The 22,099-nt window shown below is 35.2% G+C and carries 18 protein-coding genes; 9 read left to right on the top strand and 9 right to left on the bottom strand.

Translation table 11 applies throughout. From position 1 onward, the window contains the following. The first annotated feature begins 5 nt into the window (after positions 1-5). Genes N4A35_09815 through N4A35_09800 form a run of 4 tightly spaced genes read left to right on the top strand, consistent with a single transcriptional unit; the run spans position 6 to position 8,070 of the window. Positions 6-1,382, top strand: coding sequence for an HTTM domain-containing protein (locus N4A35_09815; protein MCT4581701.1), 1,377 nt, complete (start codon positions 6-8; stop codon positions 1,380-1,382). 40 nt (positions 1,383-1,422) lie between these two features. Then, complete coding sequence (locus N4A35_09810; GenBank protein MCT4581700.1) at positions 1,423-4,617, top strand: gliding motility-associated C-terminal domain-containing protein; 3,195 nt, start codon at positions 1,423-1,425, stop codon at positions 4,615-4,617. 4 nt (positions 4,618-4,621) lie between these two features. Next, positions 4,622-5,572, top strand: coding sequence for a type IX secretion system membrane protein PorP/SprF (locus N4A35_09805; protein MCT4581699.1), 951 nt, complete (start codon positions 4,622-4,624; stop codon positions 5,570-5,572). 8 nt (positions 5,573-5,580) lie between these two features. Beyond that, positions 5,581-8,070, top strand: coding sequence for a carboxypeptidase regulatory-like domain-containing protein (locus tag N4A35_09800; GenBank protein MCT4581698.1), 2,490 nt, complete (start codon positions 5,581-5,583; stop codon positions 8,068-8,070). On the opposite strand, the gene N4A35_09795 is transcribed toward N4A35_09800, so the two are convergent. Both N4A35_09795 and N4A35_09790 read right to left on the bottom strand, forming a co-directional pair. Continuing rightward, positions 8,067-8,885 (bottom strand): hypothetical protein, encoded by an 819-nt coding sequence (locus N4A35_09795; GenBank protein ID MCT4581697.1) that lies wholly within the window; start codon positions 8,883-8,885, stop codon positions 8,067-8,069. The genes N4A35_09800 and N4A35_09795 overlap by 4 nt on opposite strands. Next, positions 8,879-9,571 (bottom strand): hypothetical protein, encoded by a 693-nt coding sequence (locus N4A35_09790; GenBank protein ID MCT4581696.1) that lies wholly within the window; start codon positions 9,569-9,571, stop codon positions 8,879-8,881. The genes N4A35_09795 and N4A35_09790 overlap by 7 nt, the downstream gene beginning before the upstream one ends. A gap of 148 nt (positions 9,572-9,719) precedes the next feature. Here N4A35_09790 and gcvP point away from each other — a divergent pair, with 148 nt between their 5' ends. The 5 genes from gcvP (at position 9,720) to N4A35_09765 (ending at position 16,253) form a co-directional block, all read left to right on the top strand. Further along, positions 9,720-12,569, top strand: a complete 2,850-nt coding sequence (gcvP, locus tag N4A35_09785; GenBank protein ID MCT4581695.1) for an aminomethyl-transferring glycine dehydrogenase — start codon at positions 9,720-9,722, stop codon at positions 12,567-12,569. 35 nt (positions 12,570-12,604) lie between these two features. Then, positions 12,605-13,030 (top strand): hypothetical protein, encoded by a 426-nt coding sequence (locus N4A35_09780; GenBank protein ID MCT4581694.1) that lies wholly within the window; start codon positions 12,605-12,607, stop codon positions 13,028-13,030. A gap of 58 nt (positions 13,031-13,088) precedes the next feature. Continuing rightward, positions 13,089-14,102 (top strand): T9SS type A sorting domain-containing protein, encoded by a 1,014-nt coding sequence (locus tag N4A35_09775; GenBank protein MCT4581693.1) that lies wholly within the window; start codon positions 13,089-13,091, stop codon positions 14,100-14,102. A 46-nt stretch (positions 14,103-14,148) separates the two neighbouring features. Next, a complete protein-coding gene (locus N4A35_09770; protein MCT4581692.1) occupies positions 14,149-14,913 on the top strand; it encodes a cyclase family protein in 765 nt (254 codons plus the stop codon). A gap of 218 nt (positions 14,914-15,131) precedes the next feature. Further along, a complete protein-coding gene (locus N4A35_09765) occupies positions 15,132-16,253 on the top strand; it encodes a DNA polymerase III subunit (GenBank protein ID MCT4581691.1) in 1,122 nt (373 codons plus the stop codon). 34 nt (positions 16,254-16,287) lie between these two features. Here the strand turns inward: N4A35_09765 and N4A35_09760 are convergent, their stop codons facing one another. The 7 genes from N4A35_09760 to N4A35_09730 all read right to left on the bottom strand — a co-directional run bounded on the left by N4A35_09760 (position 16,288) and on the right by N4A35_09730 (position 21,819). After that, on the bottom strand, positions 16,288-16,644 hold the full coding sequence (locus tag N4A35_09760; GenBank protein MCT4581690.1) for a DoxX family protein: 357 nt from the start codon (positions 16,642-16,644) through the stop codon (positions 16,288-16,290). 44 nt (positions 16,645-16,688) lie between these two features. Then, positions 16,689-17,030, bottom strand: a complete 342-nt coding sequence (locus tag N4A35_09755; protein MCT4581689.1) for an HIRAN domain-containing protein — start codon at positions 17,028-17,030, stop codon at positions 16,689-16,691. Positions 17,031-17,058: 28 nt separating this feature from the next. Continuing rightward, positions 17,059-17,385 (bottom strand): hypothetical protein, encoded by a 327-nt coding sequence (locus N4A35_09750; protein MCT4581688.1) that lies wholly within the window; start codon positions 17,383-17,385, stop codon positions 17,059-17,061. Between the two features lie 81 nt (positions 17,386-17,466). Beyond that, positions 17,467-18,297, bottom strand: a complete 831-nt coding sequence (locus tag N4A35_09745) for an ABC transporter permease (GenBank protein ID MCT4581687.1) — start codon at positions 18,295-18,297, stop codon at positions 17,467-17,469. Between the two features lie 6 nt (positions 18,298-18,303). Beyond that, complete coding sequence (locus N4A35_09740) at positions 18,304-19,197, bottom strand: ABC transporter ATP-binding protein (protein MCT4581686.1); 894 nt, start codon at positions 19,195-19,197, stop codon at positions 18,304-18,306. Positions 19,198-19,207: 10 nt separating this feature from the next. Further along, complete coding sequence (locus N4A35_09735; protein MCT4581685.1) at positions 19,208-19,612, bottom strand: DUF393 domain-containing protein; 405 nt, start codon at positions 19,610-19,612, stop codon at positions 19,208-19,210. Between the two features lie 2 nt (positions 19,613-19,614). After that, positions 19,615-21,819, bottom strand: coding sequence for a T9SS type A sorting domain-containing protein (locus N4A35_09730; protein ID MCT4581684.1), 2,205 nt, complete (start codon positions 21,817-21,819; stop codon positions 19,615-19,617). Positions 21,820-22,099 lie beyond the last annotated feature (280 nt).

Here is a 22,099-nt window from a genome sequence, read left to right as displayed (position 1 = left end):
AGAAAATGGAATTATCGATTAAGGACAAAATAAATGCATATTTATTTAAAGAGGTTAGCCCTTTGTCTAATGCGCTCTTTAGGTTTTTCTTTGGGATTTTAATGTTCTTTCAGTTTTATTATATAGAACCTTACATTGTTGAAAATCTTACTTTGTCTAAGTATTTGTTAAAGTATGATTTCTTTGAATGGGTGAACATTACAACAGTCAACAACCTAAAGGTGATGTTTAATGTTGCATTAGTTTTTTCTTTTTTCTATGCTATAGGTTTTCTATACCGGTTTTCTTCTATTGTTATCTTCTTTATTTGGACTTATATCTTTTTACTTGATGTAGGGCACTACAATAACCATTATTACTTAAATAGTTTATTGCTTTTTACCTCCATTTTTGTACAGGCTGATGCTACTTTTAGTGTTAAAAGCATCTTCTTTTCAAGTAAGCTTATCCCTAAATGGAATGTTGATATTTTCAAGTTTCAAATGTTTGTCGTTTATTTTTATGGAGCCATAGCGAAGCTAAATAAGGATTGGCTAAACGGTATCCCTTTAAAATATTGGTTGGGGGAAGATTTTTCTTTGTTAGGAATCTTGTCTCCTGATACTAGTTTTGTTTTTATGGCGTGGTATGGTCTGTTGTTTGATTTTTTTATCGGTTTTATGTTGTATCATAAAAAGTTAAAGTTCTACAGTTTGCTATTTATTTTACCTTTTCATATTACCAACCATTTTATCTGGACCATCGGAACCTTCCCCTGGATGGCAATATCTATTTGTGTATTTTATTTCAATGAAGAGTTGACCAATTTGTTTAAAATGAGTCGTTTGAAATTTGTTGAAAACAAGAGCAAATGGTTGAATTCCTCATGGTTTAAATATCCAGTGCTTTTATATGTTGCGATACAAATTTTAATGCCGTTAAGGCAACATTTAATAAAAGGAGAAACGAGTTGGCATGGATACGGTAATTATTTTGCATGGAGAATGATGCTAGCTGATAAACAAGGGGCTGCTAAAGTGGTTCTTTTTTCTGAGAATAATCAAAAATTAGGAGACATTCAAATTGAAGAATATATGAATGTGTTGCAGTTTGCAAGAATGATTCATCTTCCCATGCACTTTGTGAAATTTGCTCACTTCTTAGATCATGAGATTACAAAGCATCCGCAAAATGCACCCTTAGGAGATGTGAAAGTAAAGGTGTATGCGTTTAAAACCATCAATAATAGACCATTTTCATTACTGATAGATACGACCATGGATTTGTCCAATATTGAATATAAGATAATGAATCGAGGAGATTATATTATCCCATTCAAAGACAAAGAGATAAAGGAAGAACTAGATGTGTTGTATGAAGATGAATATTTGCAATTTAAGTAAAAAAAAATTATGTTTGCTCTTTGCATCTAATTTGTGAGTTATGAAGAGTTATGCCATTTTTTTGATATTAAACCTCTTATTTTTTTATTCTTTTTCTCAGCAATGTAACATTATTTATGTAACAACAACAGGTACAGGAGCTGGAACAATAACAGATCCTACTGATTTGTCAACTGCAATTTCTTCTGCTTCAATAGGAGATGTTATTAGAGTTGGAGCAGGGGTGTATAGCATTTCTAATGCACTAAATATACCAGGAGGAGTGACAATAGAAGGAGGGTTTGATCCTGCAAACAATTGGGAGAAAAGTAGTTTAAGAGGCGTTTCTAAAATTCTTAGAACTGATGCGAATTTAGAGGGGCCAAATGGAAACCAAAGGTTAGTTTCTTTTTATGGCAATGGTATAGGAAACTTTAGATTACAAGATATTACAATTGAAACAGCTTCAACTTCAACCCCAGGAGCGACAGTTTATGGAGTGCATTTAACCAACTGTTCTAATTACTATTTCACGAGAACTCATATTATTGCTGGCCAAGGAGGTGATGGTGTTAATGGTGTTGTCGGAGGTAATGGATTGAATGGGGCCAATGGTGGAGCAGGAGCTAGAGGTGATGATGATGACACTGGAAGAGGTGGAGCCGGAGGAAGAGGTGGAAATGGAGCCGGAGCTGGTTTTGGAGTCGGTGGAGCTGGAGGAGCAGGTGGAAATAGTAATGCGCCAGGAGCTAATGGAACACAGTCTACAGTTCATAGAGCTGGAGGCGGAGGTGGAGGAGGTGGCTCTGGTTGCCGAAACGATGGTACTTCAGGAGCTGGAGGAAGAGGTGGAGGAACCCTATCTTCTACAGGAACAATTGCAGGAGCCTCTGCTGTAAGTGGTGATCGATCTGGGGGAAGAAATGGAAATCCTGGAACTGTGGGTGCTAATGGAGTAGCAGGAGCAAATGGAGCAGCAGGAACCTATGCAGCTGGTTTTTATGTAACAGGTGCAGCAGGAGCGAACGGACAAGATGGTGCAGGAGGAAAAGGTGGATCAGGAGGTTCAGGAGGAACTGGTGATGACTGTTTCTTTTGTGTAAATGGATCTGGTTCTGGTGCTGGCGGCGGCGGTGGCGGCGGTCAAGGAGGTGCTGGTGGAACAGGCGGAACAGGCGGAGGAGGATCCTTTGCTTTGTATCTTTTCAATAATGGAGCTAATGGAAATGTTATTCAGAGTGAGTTTGTTACACAAGGCGGAGGAACTGGCGGTATAGGTGGAAACGGTGGAACAGGAGGAAACGGTGGAACCCGTGGAGCTAGAGGAACCCATAATGAAGGTGTTTATGGTGGATATGGTGGAAATGGTGGCCGAGGTGGAAACGGTGGTAAAGGAGGTGATGGTGCCTCTGGAGACTTCTTTCAGCTAAGGTTAGATGGAGGAACGCCATTAGTTAATCAAGAAGAAAGTTTTGATTTAACAGTACAACCAGAAATTACAATGTCAAACATCATCTGTTTAAAAGACGATTTTTCTTATGGTGCTGCAACAGCAAATACTTGGGATTTTGGAACGGGAACTAATCCTCAATTAGGGAGTGGAGTTGCTGTTCAAACCAATTATCCAGATACAGGACGACACGATGTGATTTATGGAACAAGTACTTATGCAGGGTTTAATTATGTCTCTACAGCTTCTCCTAATATCGCAGATGCTGGAGTGGATTCAGTTATTTGTAGTAACACCAATACGATAGACCTATGGGGGAATACTCCTCGTAACGGCGTTGGAACTTGGACAGTAATATCAGGAGGAGGCTCAGTGGCTAATCCTAACTCTGAAAACGGAACGTTAACGATGAATGTAGGACTTAACGTGATAGAATGGAGTATTGATGGAGGCGCTTGCTGTGGAGCAACAGTTGATACAGTAGAAGTAATTTATAATACAGTATCTGTTATCCCAACAACAGTATCTGGAGATACGGTATTATGTATGGGAGATAGTACAACTTTAACAGTTAATAGTGGTCAGTTAGGGACAGGAGCGAATTGGCAGTGGTATAGTGGCTCATGTGGGGGAACTCCAGAAGCTACAGGTCCATCAATAACAATAACACCAACTGCAGATGTAACTTATTATGTGACAGCAGAAAATGGGAATTGTCCAATTCCTCAAACTTGTTTGCCTGTGTTGGTTTCTGTAGGGTCAGTCTCTGTTTTTCCTAACAGTGTGCATTCTGGAAGACCCAAAGTATGTGGAGGGGATTCAACCATTTTGTATGTAAATGGAGGAGTATTAGCTCCTGGTGATTCTTGGTATTGGCGAAGAGACTCATGCAATGGAACATTGGTAGGAACAGGAGATACCATTATTGTGAACCCTCAAGCTGAAACAACCTATTATTTAAGACCAGAAAATGGAACTTGTGAGTCATTCGACCCATGTATGTCAGTTACAGTAGAAACAGGGTCGTTATCGACACCTCCTGTTGGAATAGTTGCAAGTCAAAATAATATTTGTGGAGGAGACACAACAACACTTTCATTTACTGGTGCAATTTTAGCACAAGACGATATCTGGTATTGGTACACCGATAGCTGTGGAGGGGATTTAGTAGGATATGGAACAACATTAGATGTGGCTCCAATTGTCCCTACTACCTATTACTTAAGAGCTGATGGACCAAATTGTGAACCTTCAGATTGTAGAGACATTACGTTGAATGTACTCTCTGGATTAGTTACATTTGATTGGCAAGATTCGATCTGTGGCGTGTTCGATCCAGTTGATTTATCGAGTGCCGTAACTCCTCAAGGAGGAGTATTCTCTGGGAATGGAGTGAATGGGAATTATTTTGAGCCAGCTAATGTAGGAGCAGGAGAACATGTTGTTTTATATACCTACCATGATCAAAGTCCTGGTTTAGTTAATTGCCATGTCCCTATATACGATACGATTCCAGTTTACCTCAATTGTCATTTTGGTGACGATATTACAGGAGGAATTAATACGATTACACCAAATGGAGATGGAGTAAATGACTTGTGGCAGTTAGACCTCTCACAATATTCTCAACCAGAAGTGTTGATCTATAACAAGTGGGGAAGTGTAATTTATCAAACCAACAAACCTGTGGTGAATTGGGATGCGACCTATAATGGAAGTATCGTTTCGGCAGGAACTTATTATTATCTAATTAAGTTTGGAGAAGAAAAAGAACAACAATCAGGGGCATTAACAGTAATAAAATAATAAGATGAAAAAGAACTTTCAATATTCTATAGTCGCTACATTGTTACTGTTAATTGGTAATGTAAGTGTTGCACAACAAATACCTTTAAAAAGTTTATACTTGTATAATAGGCTTTCTTACAATCCAGCAGAGTCGGGAACTAGAGATTATATTCCCGTTTACTTGTCTGGAAGAAAGCAATGGATGGGAGTTGAAAATGCACCAGAAACGCAAGATGTATCGTTACATGCACCTCTTGGAGCAAAGTTAGGGCTTGGCTTACAGTTGTATAATGAAGTTACAGGAGTTGCTAACCGAACAGGTGGAGCGCTTTCGTTTAGTTATCGAATTAAAACTTCTCAAAAAGGAAACCTAGCTTTTGGATTGTCTGCAATGTTTACTCAGTTTAACTTCGATAGAGATAAAATTGTGACGCAAAATCCTAATGATCTAACTTTAATCAATAATAACCTGAACTATTTTATTCCTGATGCAAGTTTTGGTCTAAATTATTATGGAGATCGCTTTCGATTAGGACTTTCAGCGGTAAATTTAATAGAGACTAAGCAAGACTTAAGTTCAATAGCAGTTGATAATACGTTAGACCGTGTTATTTATTTAGATGGGAGTATGAAAATGGGATTATCTAATAAGTGGGATTTAATTCCTAGTATATTTACCAGATACATGTTTCAAGCTCCTATTGTTTTTGAGGGGAATGTGAGAGCAATGTATAACGACTTGTTATGGATAGGAGCAGGATATAGGTTGCAAGATGCAGCAATCTTTGAGGCAGGTGTGGAATTTAAAAAGTTTGTGGTTGGTTATGCTTATGATTATACTTTATCAGATATAAATACCATTAGTAACGGAACCCATGAGATATTAGTTGGTTATCAGATAAATGTGGATACATCTCCTAAAACGTCAGCTTGGAAAAGAAGAAATAGAATATATACTAACGATAGAAAGTAAGCATATAGATGAAATATTTAATCTCTTTTATACTATTTCTTGGTATTTTTCGTGGTCATGCTCAAGTAGAACTTGCTGATTATCTATTTGATAATTACGAATATAACCTAGCAATAAAGTATTATGAAGAATGTGAGTTGCTTCGACAAGGAGAAGCTAAGCGGTTGGGGTTAGCCTACTATTATGTTAATGATTTTAAGAATGCAGATCGTATTTTTGAACAAATAGCAGATGCTAAACAACTTTCTTATGAAGATTCCATTATATATGCAGAGACCTTAAAAAATAATAGATATTTTGACGATGCAGTAAAATATATTCCGAAGTCAACCAAAACAGATGCAGATAAAGCTTTTGTAGCAGATTTAAAAAAAGAAGTAGATTTTTTAAGGAAATATTATGCTGAAGACAAAGAAGTTGATGTCTCACTTTTTGATTTAAAGAAAATTAATAATGGAGCAGCTAACTTTTATGCTAAACCTTTTAAAAGAGGGATTATTTTTATTTCAGAAGACCCTACAAAAGGAAGTAAATTGGTTTTAAAACAGAGCGATACTTTAGCTCAAAAAGAAGAGTTAGCCTATGGTACTGCTGTACGCCCTAAGGCATCTTTATATTATTACTCTAGTAAAGATGGTAAGCAAGAGATCGTTATGCCTGAAGATTTTCATATTGGAGCTTTTGATATTGACTACAAAAAAAATCTGATCTATATTACAAGGACAGACTATGTAAAAAAATGGTCAAAGTATAAGCAAATGCCGCATATTTGGGTTGGGTTTTTAGATATCGAAAACCTTAGAGTAGAAAACTTACAACCTTTAATTTTTGAAGGGCTAAAAAAGGGAGTTCCAACTGGTCATCCTTGTATTATTCCAGATACAAATATTATCTATTTCTCTACAAGTATAGAAGGAGGAAGAGGGGGCTTTGACATCTATTCAGCTTATTTAAATGATAAGAAAGTAGATAGTATTAAAAACTTAGGCCCTAATGTCAATACAGAGGGAGATGAGTTTTATCCAACCTTAGCAGATTCTAACTATTTGTATTTTACTTCTGACGGAAAACCAGGTTTTGGGAATTTAGACTTATTTAAAACAGAGGTTAGGGGATATCATTTTCCGAAGAAAGCAGAGATTTTACCTGAACCGTTTAATTCGCCAGCAGATGATTTTTGTTTTATTTATTCACGCGATAAGAAAACCAAAGGGTATATTACATCAAATAGACACGGGGGAATAGGAGATGATGATATTTACCTTTTTAAGTTTGGTAAACAATTAATTACTGGTATAGCAAGAGATCAAGATGGAAATATATTGGTTGGTGCATTGGTTCAATTATTAGATTTAGATGGGAATGTATTGGCCGAAACCTACACTGATGAGAATGGGCGTTATGCATTTAAGGTTCCTCCGGGAGAATATGAATTGTTAATTACAACAGAAGACGGTTTTATTTCTCGTCAACGAATAACAGTCGATGAAAATTGGGATAATAATAAAGATATTAACCTTCAACTAGTCGAAAATAAAGAAGCAGTTGATTTAACAAGTATGGTCATCGACCGAATTACAGGAGAACTTTTGAGTGATGTAACAATTGAAACTTACACTAAAGAAGGAGAAGAGTGGGTACTTAAAGCCTCTGAGTTAACAGATGAATCAGGAGTTTGGAAAGTTAATATTCAGAGAAACTTAGATCAAAAAGTAGTCTTTAAGCATAACTTATATGAATCTCAAACAGTTGAAATCTTAGCTAAAGATACAGAAAGAGCTTCCAAAGTTAACGAAATGTTGATGGGGATAGAAATGAATATGGCGACCTTATCAGGGCAGGTGATTGATGCAATAACCAATAAACCTGTAGAGAATGCTATGGTGGAATTGTATGAAGAGCAAGAAGACGGAAGCTGGAAAAAAGTTGGATCTGTTTTGACAGATAAGGACGGGAGATGGCTGCACCCTATAGATAATACCAAGAACTATAAAGTGAACGTTGTAAGAGAAGGGTACGATGACTATAGCTTTAAAGTGCCGTCTGTATACAGTATGTCTGATGAAAAGAGAGCTAGATACCTTAAAAAGTTAGAAACAATGGAGCTAAGTCCTTATGTAGGAGAAATAGGAGATATTATAAATATTGATAATATTTATTTTGAGTTTGGTAAGAGTGATATTCAAGAGGATTCGTATGAAATTGTCGATAACTTGTATCGTTATTTAACTAGAAACAGAACAATAGTAGTTGAATTAAGTGCCCATACAGATTGTATTGGTAGTGATGCTCAAAATATGAAGCTGTCTAAGAAAAGAGCAGAATCTTGTTATCAATATCTAATTCAAAAAGGAATCGATAAGTCAAGGTTAGTTCCTAAGGGGTATGGTAAAACACAAATGCTTAATGATTGTGAAACACAAAAAGCTGATGCTAAAGCAGCTGCATTAAATAGACGTGTAGAGATCAAATTATTAGATAGAAACCCTACTTTCTAAATCCAAAAATAATTAAATAAAGGAAAGAGTATCATTACTCCATCTAAAATGCCAGAATAAAATAGTTCTGGCATTTTTTTATTGGAGAAACTAATAAGAATCAAAGTGATGGCTATAATTATGGGGTAAACGATATTGAAAAAGCTCAAATAATTGATGACTAGACCAACCAATAAAAGGACGTAAGCAAGATAAATTGCATTTTGAACTCCCAGTATTTGCGGTAAAGTTTTAGTGCTCTTATCATCTAGCTCAAGATCTCTTATGTCGAAAGGAATGGTGATGGCGATGATAAATAAAAAAACAAATAAAAACTGTCCATAAAAAGTAATAGAGATTAAAGTACCAGCTTGTAAAAAAGGGATGAGTACAGTTGTGATTGCCCAAGTGATGGCAATTAAAAAAATTTTAATAAAAGGAAAGTCTCTTAGTGCCCTTTTGTTGGGGGTAGAAACAGCGTATAGTCCAGAAATTAAGGTAAATGGTAGTAGGTATAGAAAATCATTAAAAGAAAAAATAGAAAAAAATAAAAGAAAACTACCAGTGGAAGATAAAACAACAAAAAGGGCTAGTGTCTTGACGTTGTTATAAATCCAATTATGCCGCTTACTAAAATTATTTTTCCTTAGAAAATGCTTAACAACACGTTGTAAGTTATAAATAGAGAATGTTGCCAAAAAAACTAATAAACAAACCTCAAAATTGATAGGTAAGCTATTTATTAAATAGGTGTTTAATACTAGTCCAGCAGCTAAAAGAGCAATCCAAATGTTGCTAAAAACAATAAACTCGATGAATCTTTTTGTGATTAGCAAGGCTTAGGGGTTATATAATAGGCTAGCATTCCTGAGGCAACACCACAAAGTGTCCCTAATAAAGAGGCTTTAACCCTTCTGAACCTTCTTACTTTTTTAAATCCTTCAATATAATATTCATTCGCAAGAAAAGTAGGGTCAGAAGCAAATCTTGCTTTCATTTTTGGTTTTATTGCGCCTGTAGTAATTGGAACAACAAAAGGAACGATAATTTGTGCTAGTGATGGTTGTCTTTTAAAAAAGCCTTTACTAACTTCTATTCCGTCTGGACAAGTATACCCCTCGTTTAAGTAGGTGTCGTAAAGAGAAACTCCTAGCCCTATGGCAAATCCTGTAAGCCAAGGTCTCGTTACTTTATACCTGTTGTAGGCATCATTTTCTCCATAAATAAAAAGTCGCATTTCATATTGAGAATAATAATGAAAAATAGAGGTGTCTCTTTGGTATAAAACAGATTCCTGTTCTCCATTTTTGGTGTAGGAATATACTCGAATTCGCTCAAAAGAAAAGGGTTTAACTTTTCCAGATTTTTTTACAAAATTAAAATTGACAAGATCTTCAGATTTACTTAAAAATTCTCCCTCATAACTTTTGCCATTTAACAAAAGTATTTTATCCTGTGCGTTTAAGGTTTGATAGCCTAAAAAAACAAGCGAAAGCGTTAGGAGGTAAAGTATTCTATTCATGATGAGAAAAAGATAAGTTTAAACAAAGATAATCGCTTATTTAAAATGTAGGAAATATGAGTTAATAAATATGTTAAAACAGATACATTATATCTTCTTAGTTGGTATATTTGCAAAACTAAAAATGTTGCACTTTTATAACTAAAACATGAGCAAAGATATCTTTTCAAAAAGACACATTGGACCTTCTGCAGAAGATCAAAAAGAAATGTTAATGACAATAGGAGTAACTTCTATTGATGAGTTAGTAGATAAAACGATTCCAGCTAATATCAGGTTAGAAAAAGAGTTGGATTTGTCACCTGCGTTATCTGAGTTTGATTATTTGGCTCATGTAAAAGAACTTGCAGGGAAGAATAAACTTTATAAATCATTTATTGGGAAAGGGTACTATGGAACTATCGTTCCTCCAGTTATTCAGAGAAATGTTTTAGAAAACCCAGGGTGGTACACAGCTTATACTCCTTATCAAGCTGAGATTTCTCAAGGGCGATTAGAAGCCTTATTGAATTTTCAAACAATGATCGCAGACCTAACAGGAATGGAGTTGGCTAATGCGTCGCTGTTAGATGAAGGAACAGCAGCTGGAGAAGCGATGTTAATGTTTTTTAATGGAAGAAGTAGAGCTCAAGCAAAGGCAGGAGTAAACAAGTTTTTTGTGGCAGAATCTATCTTCCCACAAACGTTAGATATTTTAAAGACGAGAGCTACACCACTAAATATTGAATTAGTACTTGGAAATCCAAACGATATCGTGTTAACCGAGGAGTTTTTTGGAGCTATTGTCCAGTATCCAGATAATAATGGAGCAGTTCATTCTTTTGAAGCATTTACAAGCAAAGCACATGATGTTGAAGCTAAAGTTGCAGTAGCAGCTGATATTATGAGTTTAGTCCTTTTAGAAGCTCCAGGTAATTGGGGGGCTGATGCTGTTGTAGGAACCACTCAACGTTTTGGGGTTCCAATGGGATATGGAGGACCACATGCAGCTTATTTTGCAACGAAAGAGGCTTATAAAAGACAAATACCAGGTAGAATTATTGGTGTATCTGTAGATGCTGATGGAAATAGAGCTTTAAGAATGGCCCTACAGACAAGGGAGCAACATATTAAAAGAGCAAAAGCAACTTCAAATATATGTACAGCTCAAGCATTGTTAGCGGTTATGGCAGGAATGTATGCTGTGTATCATGGAGGTGATGGACTAAAATATATCGCAACATCAATCCACCAAAAGGCTACAGCGCTTGCTCAAACATTACAGCAAGTAGGGGTAACAATAACAAATGACCAATTTTTTGATACATTGACGATTCAAGCTGATGCTAATGCTGTAAAGCTAGAAGCAGAAGCTAACGAAATGAATTTTTTCTACGGAGATGGGGTTGTTCAAATTAGTGTCGACGAAACAACAAGTACAGAAGACTTAGCGCAAATAGTTAAGATTTTTGCCAAAGTAAATGGAAAAGAAGCTGTTGAGTTGGTCGTTGCCGATGAGTTGAGCTTATCGGAACAATTGCTAAGAAAAGATGAGATCTTAAAAGATGATGTGTTTAACAAGTATCATTCTGAAACAGAAATGATGCGTTACTTAAAATCGTTGGAGAATAAAGATCTATCTCTAGTACATTCTATGATTTCATTAGGATCATGTACAATGAAACTAAATGCAGCAAGTGAGTTGATGCCAATAACATGGCCAGAATTTGCCAATATGCATCCATTTACACCTTTAGATCAAACACTTGGATTTCAAGAAATGATTCAGAACTTAGATCATGATTTGAGTGAAATAACTGGTTTTGCAAAAATGTCAATGCAACCCAATAGTGGTGCACAAGGAGAGTACGCTGGATTAATGGTTATTAGAGCTTATCACTTGGATCATGGAGACAACCAAAGAACAGTTTGTTTGATTCCTTCTTCGGCTCATGGAACCAACCCAGCAAGTGCGGTTATGGCAGGGATGAGTATTGTCGTTGTTAATTGTGACGAACATGGAAATATTGATGTAGAAGATTTAAGAGCTAAAGCAGAAAAGCATAAAGAAACTTTAGCAGCATTAATGGTAACTTATCCTTCTACACATGGAGTTTACGAAGATTCAATAACAGAGATTACATCAATCATCCATGAAAATGGAGGGTTGGTTTATATGGATGGAGCCAATATGAATGCTCAAGTTGGTTTAACAAATCCAGGAAATATTGGAGCAGATGTTTGTCACTTAAATTTACATAAGACTTTTGCTATTCCTCATGGAGGAGGAGGTCCAGGAGTTGGACCAATTGGTGTGGTAGAAAAGTTAGTGCCTTATTTGCCTGGAAACCCAATTATTACAACTGGTGGAGATAAGGCGATTACAGCAATTAGCTCAGCCCCTTGGGGAAGTGCATTGATTTTGCTGATTTCATATGGTTATATTAAAATGTTAGGAGCAAAAGGATTAAAACAGTCTACAGAGACGGCTATTTTAAACGCTAACTATATGAAAACCTTACTAGAAAAAGGATATGATGTATTGTATACAGGTAAAAATGGAACAGTAGCTCACGAAATGATTCTAGACTGTAGAGGATTTAAAAAAGAAGCAGGTATTGAAGTTGTTGATATTGCCAAACGTTTAATCGATTATGGTTTTCATGCTCCTACAGTTAGTTTTCCTGTAGCTGGAACATTAATGATCGAGCCAACAGAGAGTGAAGCTAAAGCAGAGTTGGATTTGTTTTGTAATGCCCTGTTGTCGATTAGAGCTGAAATCAGTGCAGTTGCATCAGGAGATGCTGATGCTTCTAATAATGTCTTGAAAAATGCTCCACATACAGCAGAGTTAGCTATTTGTGGAGATTGGGAGTTCCCTTATTCAAGAGAACAAGCTGTGTATCCATTTAAAACCAGTATTAGCAATAAATATTGGGTACCTGTAAGAAGAGTAGACGATGCTTATGGTGATCGTAACTTAATTTGTAGTTGTACTCCTATTGCAGAATATGCATAGTTTTAAGAGAAAATATTAAACTAGAAAAGAAGCTAATGAAGCTAACCGTTATCATGTTGGCCTATTCATTACTGCTATTTAGTTGTAATGAAGCTAATCAAAAAGAGATCATAAAGGAAGAAGTTGAAGCTCCTCACCCAGAAACGAATCAGGTTCCTGACGGTGATTTTATTCAAAAGTATCCGTCTGGGGCAATTCAAATAAAAGGGAAAATGCTAGCAAACCAAAGAGACGGGTTATGGACAGCATATTATGAAAATGGAGCAAAACAGAGTGAAAGTACCTATCAAAATGGCGTTTTACATGGGCGTACAGCTTCTTTTTATAAAAATGGTCAGGTACACTATATCGGCTATTTTCTTGGAGGAAAAAAGGATGGAAAATGGGAGTTTTATTCCGAAGAAGGAGTGTTAGATAAAAGCGAAATATATAGCAAAGGGAAGCTTTCGGAAAAAAAGTAGCACATAACTTGTAAGTATTTGTATTTCAGTCCAACTAATGACAAAAATACAATACATCATGAAAAAAAATGTCAACCTTTTTATACTGATATATCTACTTTCTTGCTCTTCAGCTTTAGCACAAGTTTCTAAAAATGTTATTACAGAACATTTTACCAATACAGTATGTAGTATTTGTGCTTCAAGGAACCCTCAACTCAATAGTAATCTTGTAAATAATCCATCTGTATTGAGGATTTCTTACCATCCAAGTTCCCCTTATGCGTCTTGTGTGCTCAGCCAACATAATGTTGTGGCAAATGATACCAGAACAAATGCCTATAATATCTATGGAGGAACACCCCGTATAGTTATTCAAGGAGAAGTACAATCGCCTAGTGTGAATTTTTCAAGTGCCTCACTGTTTGACTCTTACCAAAATGAATCAACTTTCATTGCAATTGACGTTAACTTAGATACCGTTTCGCTTATTGATTCAATAAAAGTAAGGGTAAAAACAACTACCGTTGCTACAGTTCCAACGGGAGGAGAAACTTATCGTTTATACGTTGGGATGGCAGAAGATACAGTGTTTTATAATGCTCCTAATGGAGAAAATAAACACCTCAATGTTTTTCGAACGGCATTGAACGGGAATTCAGGGGGGAGTATCGCATTGCCAACAACTGTTGGTGATTCTTTGATCAACGAATTTACTGTTGCCAAAAACTCCGGTTGGAATATCAAAAGAGTGTTTGCTTATGCACTTATTCAAACCACTAGCAATATGGAGGTCGTACAAGTAGGAAGTAGTACACCTATTTTTAGTAATACAACGCTTGCTGTAAAGCAGAACAATAGTAATAACTTGGCGTTAGCGCTTACTAATGCCAATGAAGAGTTGGTTGTGAGTACTAAAGGGTTTCAAACGGGAGGATTTTATCATTTATATCATATCAATGGACAGTTGCTTTTAGAAGGGGAACATGTGAACGACTACTCTCGTTTTTCGGTTTCAAGTTTACCCAAAGGAGTCTATGTGCTAAGAGTTGGCAATCAGAATGGTGTTGTTTCAAAAAAGTTTTTAAAATAGAATAAGTAATGCAATCTTAACTTTTTTGTATCTTGGATTGCAAAATATGGAAGTACGCTTAGCAAACAATAAAAAAGTTGATTTATCAAAACCAATAGATATTTCAATTCCTTTAGATGGGAACAGCACAACAGCTTGGTATGTAGAACATGCTGAAATAACACCTGTAAAAGGAGATGGGTTTATTGGGAAAGTCTCAGAAGGGGGGAGTGTAAACTTTAATAATATTATTTTTAATCCCCATGGTCACGGAACACATACTGAATGTGTAGGACATATTACTCCAGAATTTCATTCGATTAACCAAACGCTTAAAACGTTTCATTTTGATGCTCGTTTAATAACACTACAACCTGTTTTATATAAAGAAAAAGAAACAGAATGGAGAAAGAAAGGAGACTATGTCATAACAAAAAAACAGTTAGTTGAAGTCTTAAAAGAAACCCCTGTATCTGAAGCGTTAATCATTAGAACTACCCCCAATAAAATAGATAAGCTAGTTAAAAATTGGAGTGAAAATAACTGGGCTTATTTAGAAGAAGAAGCTGCGGCATATATTGCCGATTTGGGAATAAAACATTTGTTAATTGATTTGCCTTCTGTAGACCGAGAGTTTGATGGTGGAAAATTATTGGCGCATAAAGCTTTTTGGAAATATCCCAATAAGACGCGTTTAGGGGCAACGATAACAGAGATGATTTATGTTCCCAATACAGTTGCTGATGGAGCATATTTTTTAAATCTTCAAATAGCAAGTTTTGAAAATGATGCTTCCCCTAGTAAGCCCGTTTTATATGACTATTTACCTTAGCGTAGCTTTGAATAGGTGTTGATCCAAACAAAAGGGATAGAAAAGACATCCTTTTTAGTCAGTTCGAGTATTTTTATTTTGTCAAAAATAAAAATGTAACAAGAACAGGTTAAAAAGATATAATGGATAGCACAACCTATACAATAGTATAGCTCTGCCCAAAAACTAGAATGTAAATTCATCTAAATTTCAATCCAAAAATATATCTTTGTCAAGAGATGCAATTCAATAAGATTATAGGGCAAGAAGATGTTAAAGAGCATTTAATAGATACTGTTAAGTCTCAGCGTATTAGTCATGCGCAGTTATTTTTAGGGCCAGAGGGGGCAGGAAGTCTTCCTTTAGCAATAGCCTATGCTCAATATATTCTATGTAGCAACAAACAAGATGGAGATTCTTGCGGAAAATGTCCTTCTTGCCTAAAAGTTCAAGGGTATAGCCACCCAGATTTACACTATTCTTTTCCAATACACCTAGCAAAATCAACAAGAACTTCTGATGACGTGTTTGTTGAATGGAAAAAACAGTTGGAAGCTTCTCTATATTTCGGATTGCAAGATTGGTATAGTACTTTAGGAAATGATAATAAACAAGGAACAATTGGTACCGATGAGAGTCAGAAAATCGTTAAAAAAATTAGCTTAAAGTCGTTTGAAGGTGGATACAAAATCCTCATCATGTGGATGCCTGAATTAATGAATAATCAAGCAGCTAATAAATTGTTGAAGATTATTGAAGAGCCACCCAAGAATACATTGTTTTTGCTAGTTTCTGAGAATCAAGAAAACATCATCTCAACAATTTTATCAAGGACGCAATTGGTGAAAATTCCCAAACTCAAAGAAAAGGATTTGAGTCAGTTTTTGATTCAGAATGAAGGACTATTACAGGATGAGGCAGATACTTATGCGCATTTAGCAGAGGGGAATGTAAGTTTAGCTTATTCTTTAATGGAAGATAAAGCTTCAGCTTCATTTAATTTAGAAAACTTTATCAAATGGATGCGTTTATGCTACACTAGAAATGTTGGTGAAACAATTGATTGGGTTGATAGTATAGCAGGTGCTGGGAGAGAAGCGCAAAAGAACTTCCTTGTGTTTTCGTTAAGTATGTTTAGGCAAAGTATAGTCGGACATTATGCCGATTCCGATTTGGTGATTTTAACCGATGCTCAACGTCAATTTTTGACCAAATTTTCACCTTTTATTAACCATAAAAATATAGTGGTGTTAACCCAGGTTCTCAATGATGCTCATTATCATTTAGAACGTAATGCTAATCCTAAAATACTCTTTTTAGATGTCTCTCTAAAAGTCTTTGCCTATTTAAAGAGGAAGTAAAAGTAAGGCGTGTTTCATACCTTACTTTTTTATGTTATGCTGCTTGAAGTTTTTTACTTGTAAAATAAGAAGCAAATAATAATACTATAGCAATCAATGCTCCAGTTTGTTCCCCATCACCGATCATAAAATGAGCAAAGAAAGCAAGAATAAACTCAAAAAATAAAGCTGAGTATGCCCATTCTTTTAGGGTTTTTAAATTTGTCCAAAGTACAATCACAGCAGAGAGTTTAGCTAAAGCTAATGGGTAAATAAGGTATGTTGGATACCCAAAACCTGTAAATAATTGTGAAATATCTTCATTTTTGAAAATATACATAGCGGATGAACCTACCAACATGAGTGATAGTAATCCAGTTGTAACGTAATAAATAATCTTTTGTGTTTTCATAAAACAAATGTAGCACTATTCAAGAGCTGTGACATTAATCTAAATTAAGAAATAAAGACCTCAATATCTAGTCCATCCAATGGCATGTATTTTTGTTTGTAAAGTGTTTTTACTTTAGCTAAAATCGTTAGACCTTTGTCTAGTTGTTTACAAATTAACCCGCTAGTATGGTCTGAAACATACCCAATTTTAAAACCTTTGTAAAACACCGCAACCGCATGCTGATCCCATAACCTTGTTTTGTCTCTTTCTAAAAATAATTCCGAACCTATTTTTAGATGATGATAAATATAAATCATCTCATGTTTACTTAGTTCGTTAATACGTGTAAGGATACCTAATTGAGGAATTGATGGTGGTGTAGTTTGAATTTTTAAATGTCTCATGATACTAGATTTAATGTAGGAAAAAGATTTAAGCTGCATTGCTCATTAGTGAGAAGTTGTTCAACGTCACATTCGCGCCATTAATATTGGATAAGTTAACCTCGGAAACAGCTCGGTTGGTTTGAAATAAGTGAGCTGAAAGGTCATCGTAAATATCAATACCGATTAACAATAACTTGGAGATGATCTGATTAAATTGAGAAAAACTAATAGAGATGTTGGTATAGTAGGCTTTGTTGTTTTTTTTAATTTTACAAGCCATCATTAAGCCGTCATCTCCCTTTTCATATACCAAATGAGAAATCTCTATTGCGTCGTAAAAAGCAGTGTTGTTGAGTGTGTTTATAGCGTTCATAGTGTCTTGTTTTAATGATTACACTACAAACTTATAAGGCTACTACGTAATTTATTTACGTTGTAATAAAGAAAGGCTATTTTATAAATCTCTTTTGTAAATCAGGAGATAAGCTCCATAAATAAAAACTGCCGACCACAACAAAGAGATCAAAACATTAAAAAAAGGAACACTGTAGTCCTCTGCCGCCATACCTCCTAGTTGATTAGAAATATTTTGGATGGCTTCCATTCGTTTAAAGGGTTGCGGAATCAGAAGTTCGCTAGAGCCAAATGGTAAAACAGATTGAATTGTTTTGCTTAAGTTATTGGAGATAAAAAAGCTTAAAATCCAGGTAGAAAGTCCCTCAAGAATATAAAAGATAAAGACCCCGCCAATTGCAAAGGCAGAGCGTTTAATCCAAATTCCCATAAAAAGCCCTAAAGAAAAGAAGCTAACTAATTTTACGAAAAAACCGATAAAATATTCCCAATCAGTAAAAATTACAGCTAGCTCTGTATTGTTAGAATAGATAAGTCCAAGAATTAAAGAGACTATAAAGACAAAAATAGTGGAAGCAAGTGACATGGCTACAACCATGTAGAATTTTGAAAGAATGTATTCTTTTTTACTTAATCCATCAATTAAATTTTGCTTTAGCGTTTTGTTTGCATACTCGTTGGCTACCATCGAAACTATAACAAACAGTAAAAAGAATTTAAAAAGCGCTGCAACATAAGTGTTGAAATGCCATATAAAAGGAAATTCAAAAATACCTTGATCAGCCAATTTAAAACTTACAGGCCCTGCTTCTACTTTAATGGCTGAAACAAGCGCAATAGAAGTTAATAACCCAAAGTAAAATATAGTTAACACTTTGCTGGCTCTATTGTGTCTTAGTTTGAAAAATTCTATACTTAATAATCGAATCATTTGTGGTTACTTCGTTAGGGTTAAAAACTGTTGTTCTAGGTTGGGCTTACGTTTTACTAAGTGCGACAAAGTAATGCCTTGTTGCATGAGCTCCTTATTAAAATCACTGGCAGAAATAGAGGCGTTTAGCTTAGCGATAATCACTCCATTTTCCTCTGAGAAAGAGGCGATCCCATTGAGCGTAGGAAGAATGTTTATTAACTGTTCGTGGTTGGTGTCAACTTTTAACTCTAAGACCCCAAAAGAACTTGTAATCTCATCAACTCTGCCATCATATAGTTTTATACCGTTTCTAATGACAATCACATGGTTGCAAATTTTTTCAACTTCATCTAATAAGTGAGAAGCAAACAAAATCGTGGTACCTTCACTGGCTATTCTTTTGATTATTTCCCTTATCTCATGTATTCCCTGTGGGTCTAAACCATTTGTGGGCTCATCCAGAATTAGTATTTCGGGGTCGTTTAAAAGTGCTGAAGCAATCGCTAGTCGTTGTTTCATTCCTAAAGAATAGGTCTGAAAGGTGCTATTTCTTCTTTCGTATAAATGAACAGCTTTTAATTTCTCTTCTATTTTTGAGGTAGGGATATTTTTAATTTTACAAACAAGCTCTAAATTTTGAACAGCAGTCATGTATGGATAAAAATTAGGGCGTTCAATAATAGCTCCAACTTTTTTTAAGGCTTCATGAGTGGAAATGCTACCATCAAACCAAGTAAATGTTCCCGAAGTTTTGTTAACTACATTTAGGATGATTCCAAGTGTGGTTGATTTTCCGCTTCCATTTGGCCCTAAAATCCCATAGATATTCCCCTTCTTGATCTCCAAAGAAAGGTCGTTTACTGCATGGACAGCTCCAAATTTTTTGTTAAGGTTGGTTATTTTTAATATTGTTTCCAAAGTAAATGTTTTAAAAATAGATTCGTTTTCTAATTGCTTCGTCTTCTACAAATTCACAGCTATAGTTTTTCTTGATGATCTTTTTTCGATGTTTGGCAATAAAGTCGTATACACCATCGCGAATAAATTTAGGAACAATCATAAAGAAATATAAAAGTGGATAGAGTCCTTTTAATTTTTTACTAATCGTTAATGCCGCAGTTGATTTATAGTAAGCTTTTCCATCTGCTATATATATTATAGTAGAATTGGTATCTACCGAAAGCTGATATTCTTTGAGGAGTAATTTTCCTTTTTCACTTTGATTAGAGCAAACTTCTATCGTTTTTGTACGATCTTTCTTTAAGATGAACATAACAGATTTATTGCAAAAAGCGCAATCGCCGTCAAATATTACAATAGGAGGTTTGTTCATACTTAATGTTTAATCATCTTTTTAGTGTATTGCCCTTGAGCAGTAACAATAGTGATTAAATAAACACCTCGACTCAGGTTGGTAGTCGAAATAGCATGCTGGTTTAAGGTTCCTTTTAAAACAGTTTTTCCAGAAATATCTGTAATGCTATAAGCCGTATTGGCTTGTGAAGTTTTAATAAAGATTTCATTGGTAAAAGGGTTAGGGTATACCACCCAGTCAATACTATGTTCTTTAATGCTTGTTGTTGGAGCAGTACCTTCTTTACCATAATAAAAACTTAATCCACCTCTTTCGTTCCCAATAATTAAGTCCAAATGAATGTCGTTATTCAACTGACCAAACGCAGGGGCTGCATTGGGTCCCCTGTTAACTGTTTTAATGGTGTCTAGCCCATTAAAATTACCATTCAAGTTGTTGTCAATGCTGTCGTAGTGAAAAATATCTCCTCGTTCTGAACCTACAAATAAAACGGTTTGGTTACTCGTATCACGATATAAGTAGGGAATGCTATTTCCAATGGTTGTCCACCACTCACTAGTTTCCACTCCGCCAAATGTTTCAGATTGTAAACGAAAAGCGTGAGAAGAAGCATCTCCTACATTTTCATAATAATTAAGGTTTCCTCGTTCTTCTCCAATAATCAAGTCATAATCACTGTCTGCATCAATATCATATAAAAAAGGTTTAGCACTAGCTCCAATATCTATTGCTGCATTATTGTCATCTTGGATAGCTGTAAAGGTATTGGCAAAATTCATTACACTAGGACTATTACTTGTGTTTTCAATAAAGTTAATTTTACCATCATAATTTCCAAGGAATATATCGATGTCAGTATCACCGTCAATATCCGCAAAAGTAGGATAGATGGCCTTGCCTAATCCTAAGGCAGAAAAATTTCCAAAATCTTCATCGATAAGATTAAAAACAGGAGTTAAAGAAGTACCTATGTTCTCATATAAAGCAACTTTAGATGCGTATAGCTCTGGTAGACTAGCATTGAACTTGCCAAAACTACTGACAAATAAATCCAATAGACCATCGTTGTTGTAATCAAACAAAACGGGATAAGCTGAACGTCCGTATTCTATCATTTCATCTTGAATAAAATTAGTAGTGATAAAATTAAAGTTAGGTTGATTGTTAGTCCCCATGTTTTTATAAAGCCATACACTGTTGGTGTTTTCAGAATCATCTTGAATGTTAGGACTAACAATTAAGTCTTTTACATTGTCGTTATCAATGTCTTCATAAAATGTAGCAGGAAAAATAGCTAAATCTACAGGAGTGTTGTAACTAGGGTAAGCTGTATCTTGAGCAACCATGGAGGTGTTCATGTTTACTCCCGTATTATCATTTGTTAAGGCAACAATGTTACTAAAACTTACATCACCCAACAAAATGTCTCTTACATTGTCGTTGTTGATGTCTAGGCTTAATATGGTTGATCCCGCATGTTTTAATTGTCCGTCTTTTTCAGGGGTGCCAACATTGGAGTTTGCTGAACAGGTATCGAGTAAAATACAAGTGTTGGTGTTGGTTCCCGTTTCTAAAAAATGCCCCCAACAACTGTTCTTTAGCTCATAGATTAAAGAGTCACAGTGGTAGCCCATTTCAGCTCTAAGGTTTTTGTGGTATTCAATTCGTGATCCCAATACCCCAAAAGTCAAAACGTCTAAATCACCGTCACCATCAATATCGTTAATGTCGGGAATGTCTACTTTACTAACAAAAAGGTTGGTAGTAGAGTTATACTGAGATGAGTAGATGTAGGGAGAGGTGATTTTTTCAAAAATTAAACTATCATTGGATGAATTATTAACCCATAACCCAATCCCTCCAGAAACATAAGAAAAGATATCTTTTTTACCATCACAGTTGTAATCCCTCAATAATACCCAAGATTGTAGTTTGGGGAAATGACTTTCATATTCAGGAGCATAGGTATAATTGCTGCCATCTTTGATAAAAGTTAAAATTTTATTGCCTGTTCTGTCAAAAAGAAATAAATCTTCAACATTATCATTGTTAAGATCTATGGTCGAAAATTGAACAGCATTTAATCCACCTACCCAAGGATGCTGAATAAAAATACCGTTGTGTTTAACTTGAATAGAATCTATCCTTTCAAAACTAATATATTGAGCATGAATTTGTAACGAACAAAAATAAAGTAATATAGAGAGGAGTGAAGTTTTTAACATGATAAGACATTGTTTAGCTATCGAAGATACAAATTATAAAAGCCAAAAGAGAGAAGAGCATTATGTTTTTTTGATTGTTTCTCAAAAAATGTTGTTTAAAATTGTTTGAAATTGTTGGAAATTTTATATTTGCAACCTTATTTTCGATAAACTGTTTTTAGTTTGTCGGGGAATGATGTGGAATAAAGTAAGGTTAATGGCAGTTTTAAACGATTGTTACAGGTCTTATTTATAAGCCATAAATGAAAGAAGAATAGATTATAAATTAAAAATAAAATAA

The sequence above is a fragment of the Flavobacteriales bacterium genome (assembly GCA_025210295.1).
GTDB lineage: Bacteria > Bacteroidota > Bacteroidia > Flavobacteriales_D > Parvicellaceae > S010-51.
Note: the sequence above shows the minus strand (reverse complement) of the source record. Positions and strands in the feature narration are given on the sequence as shown.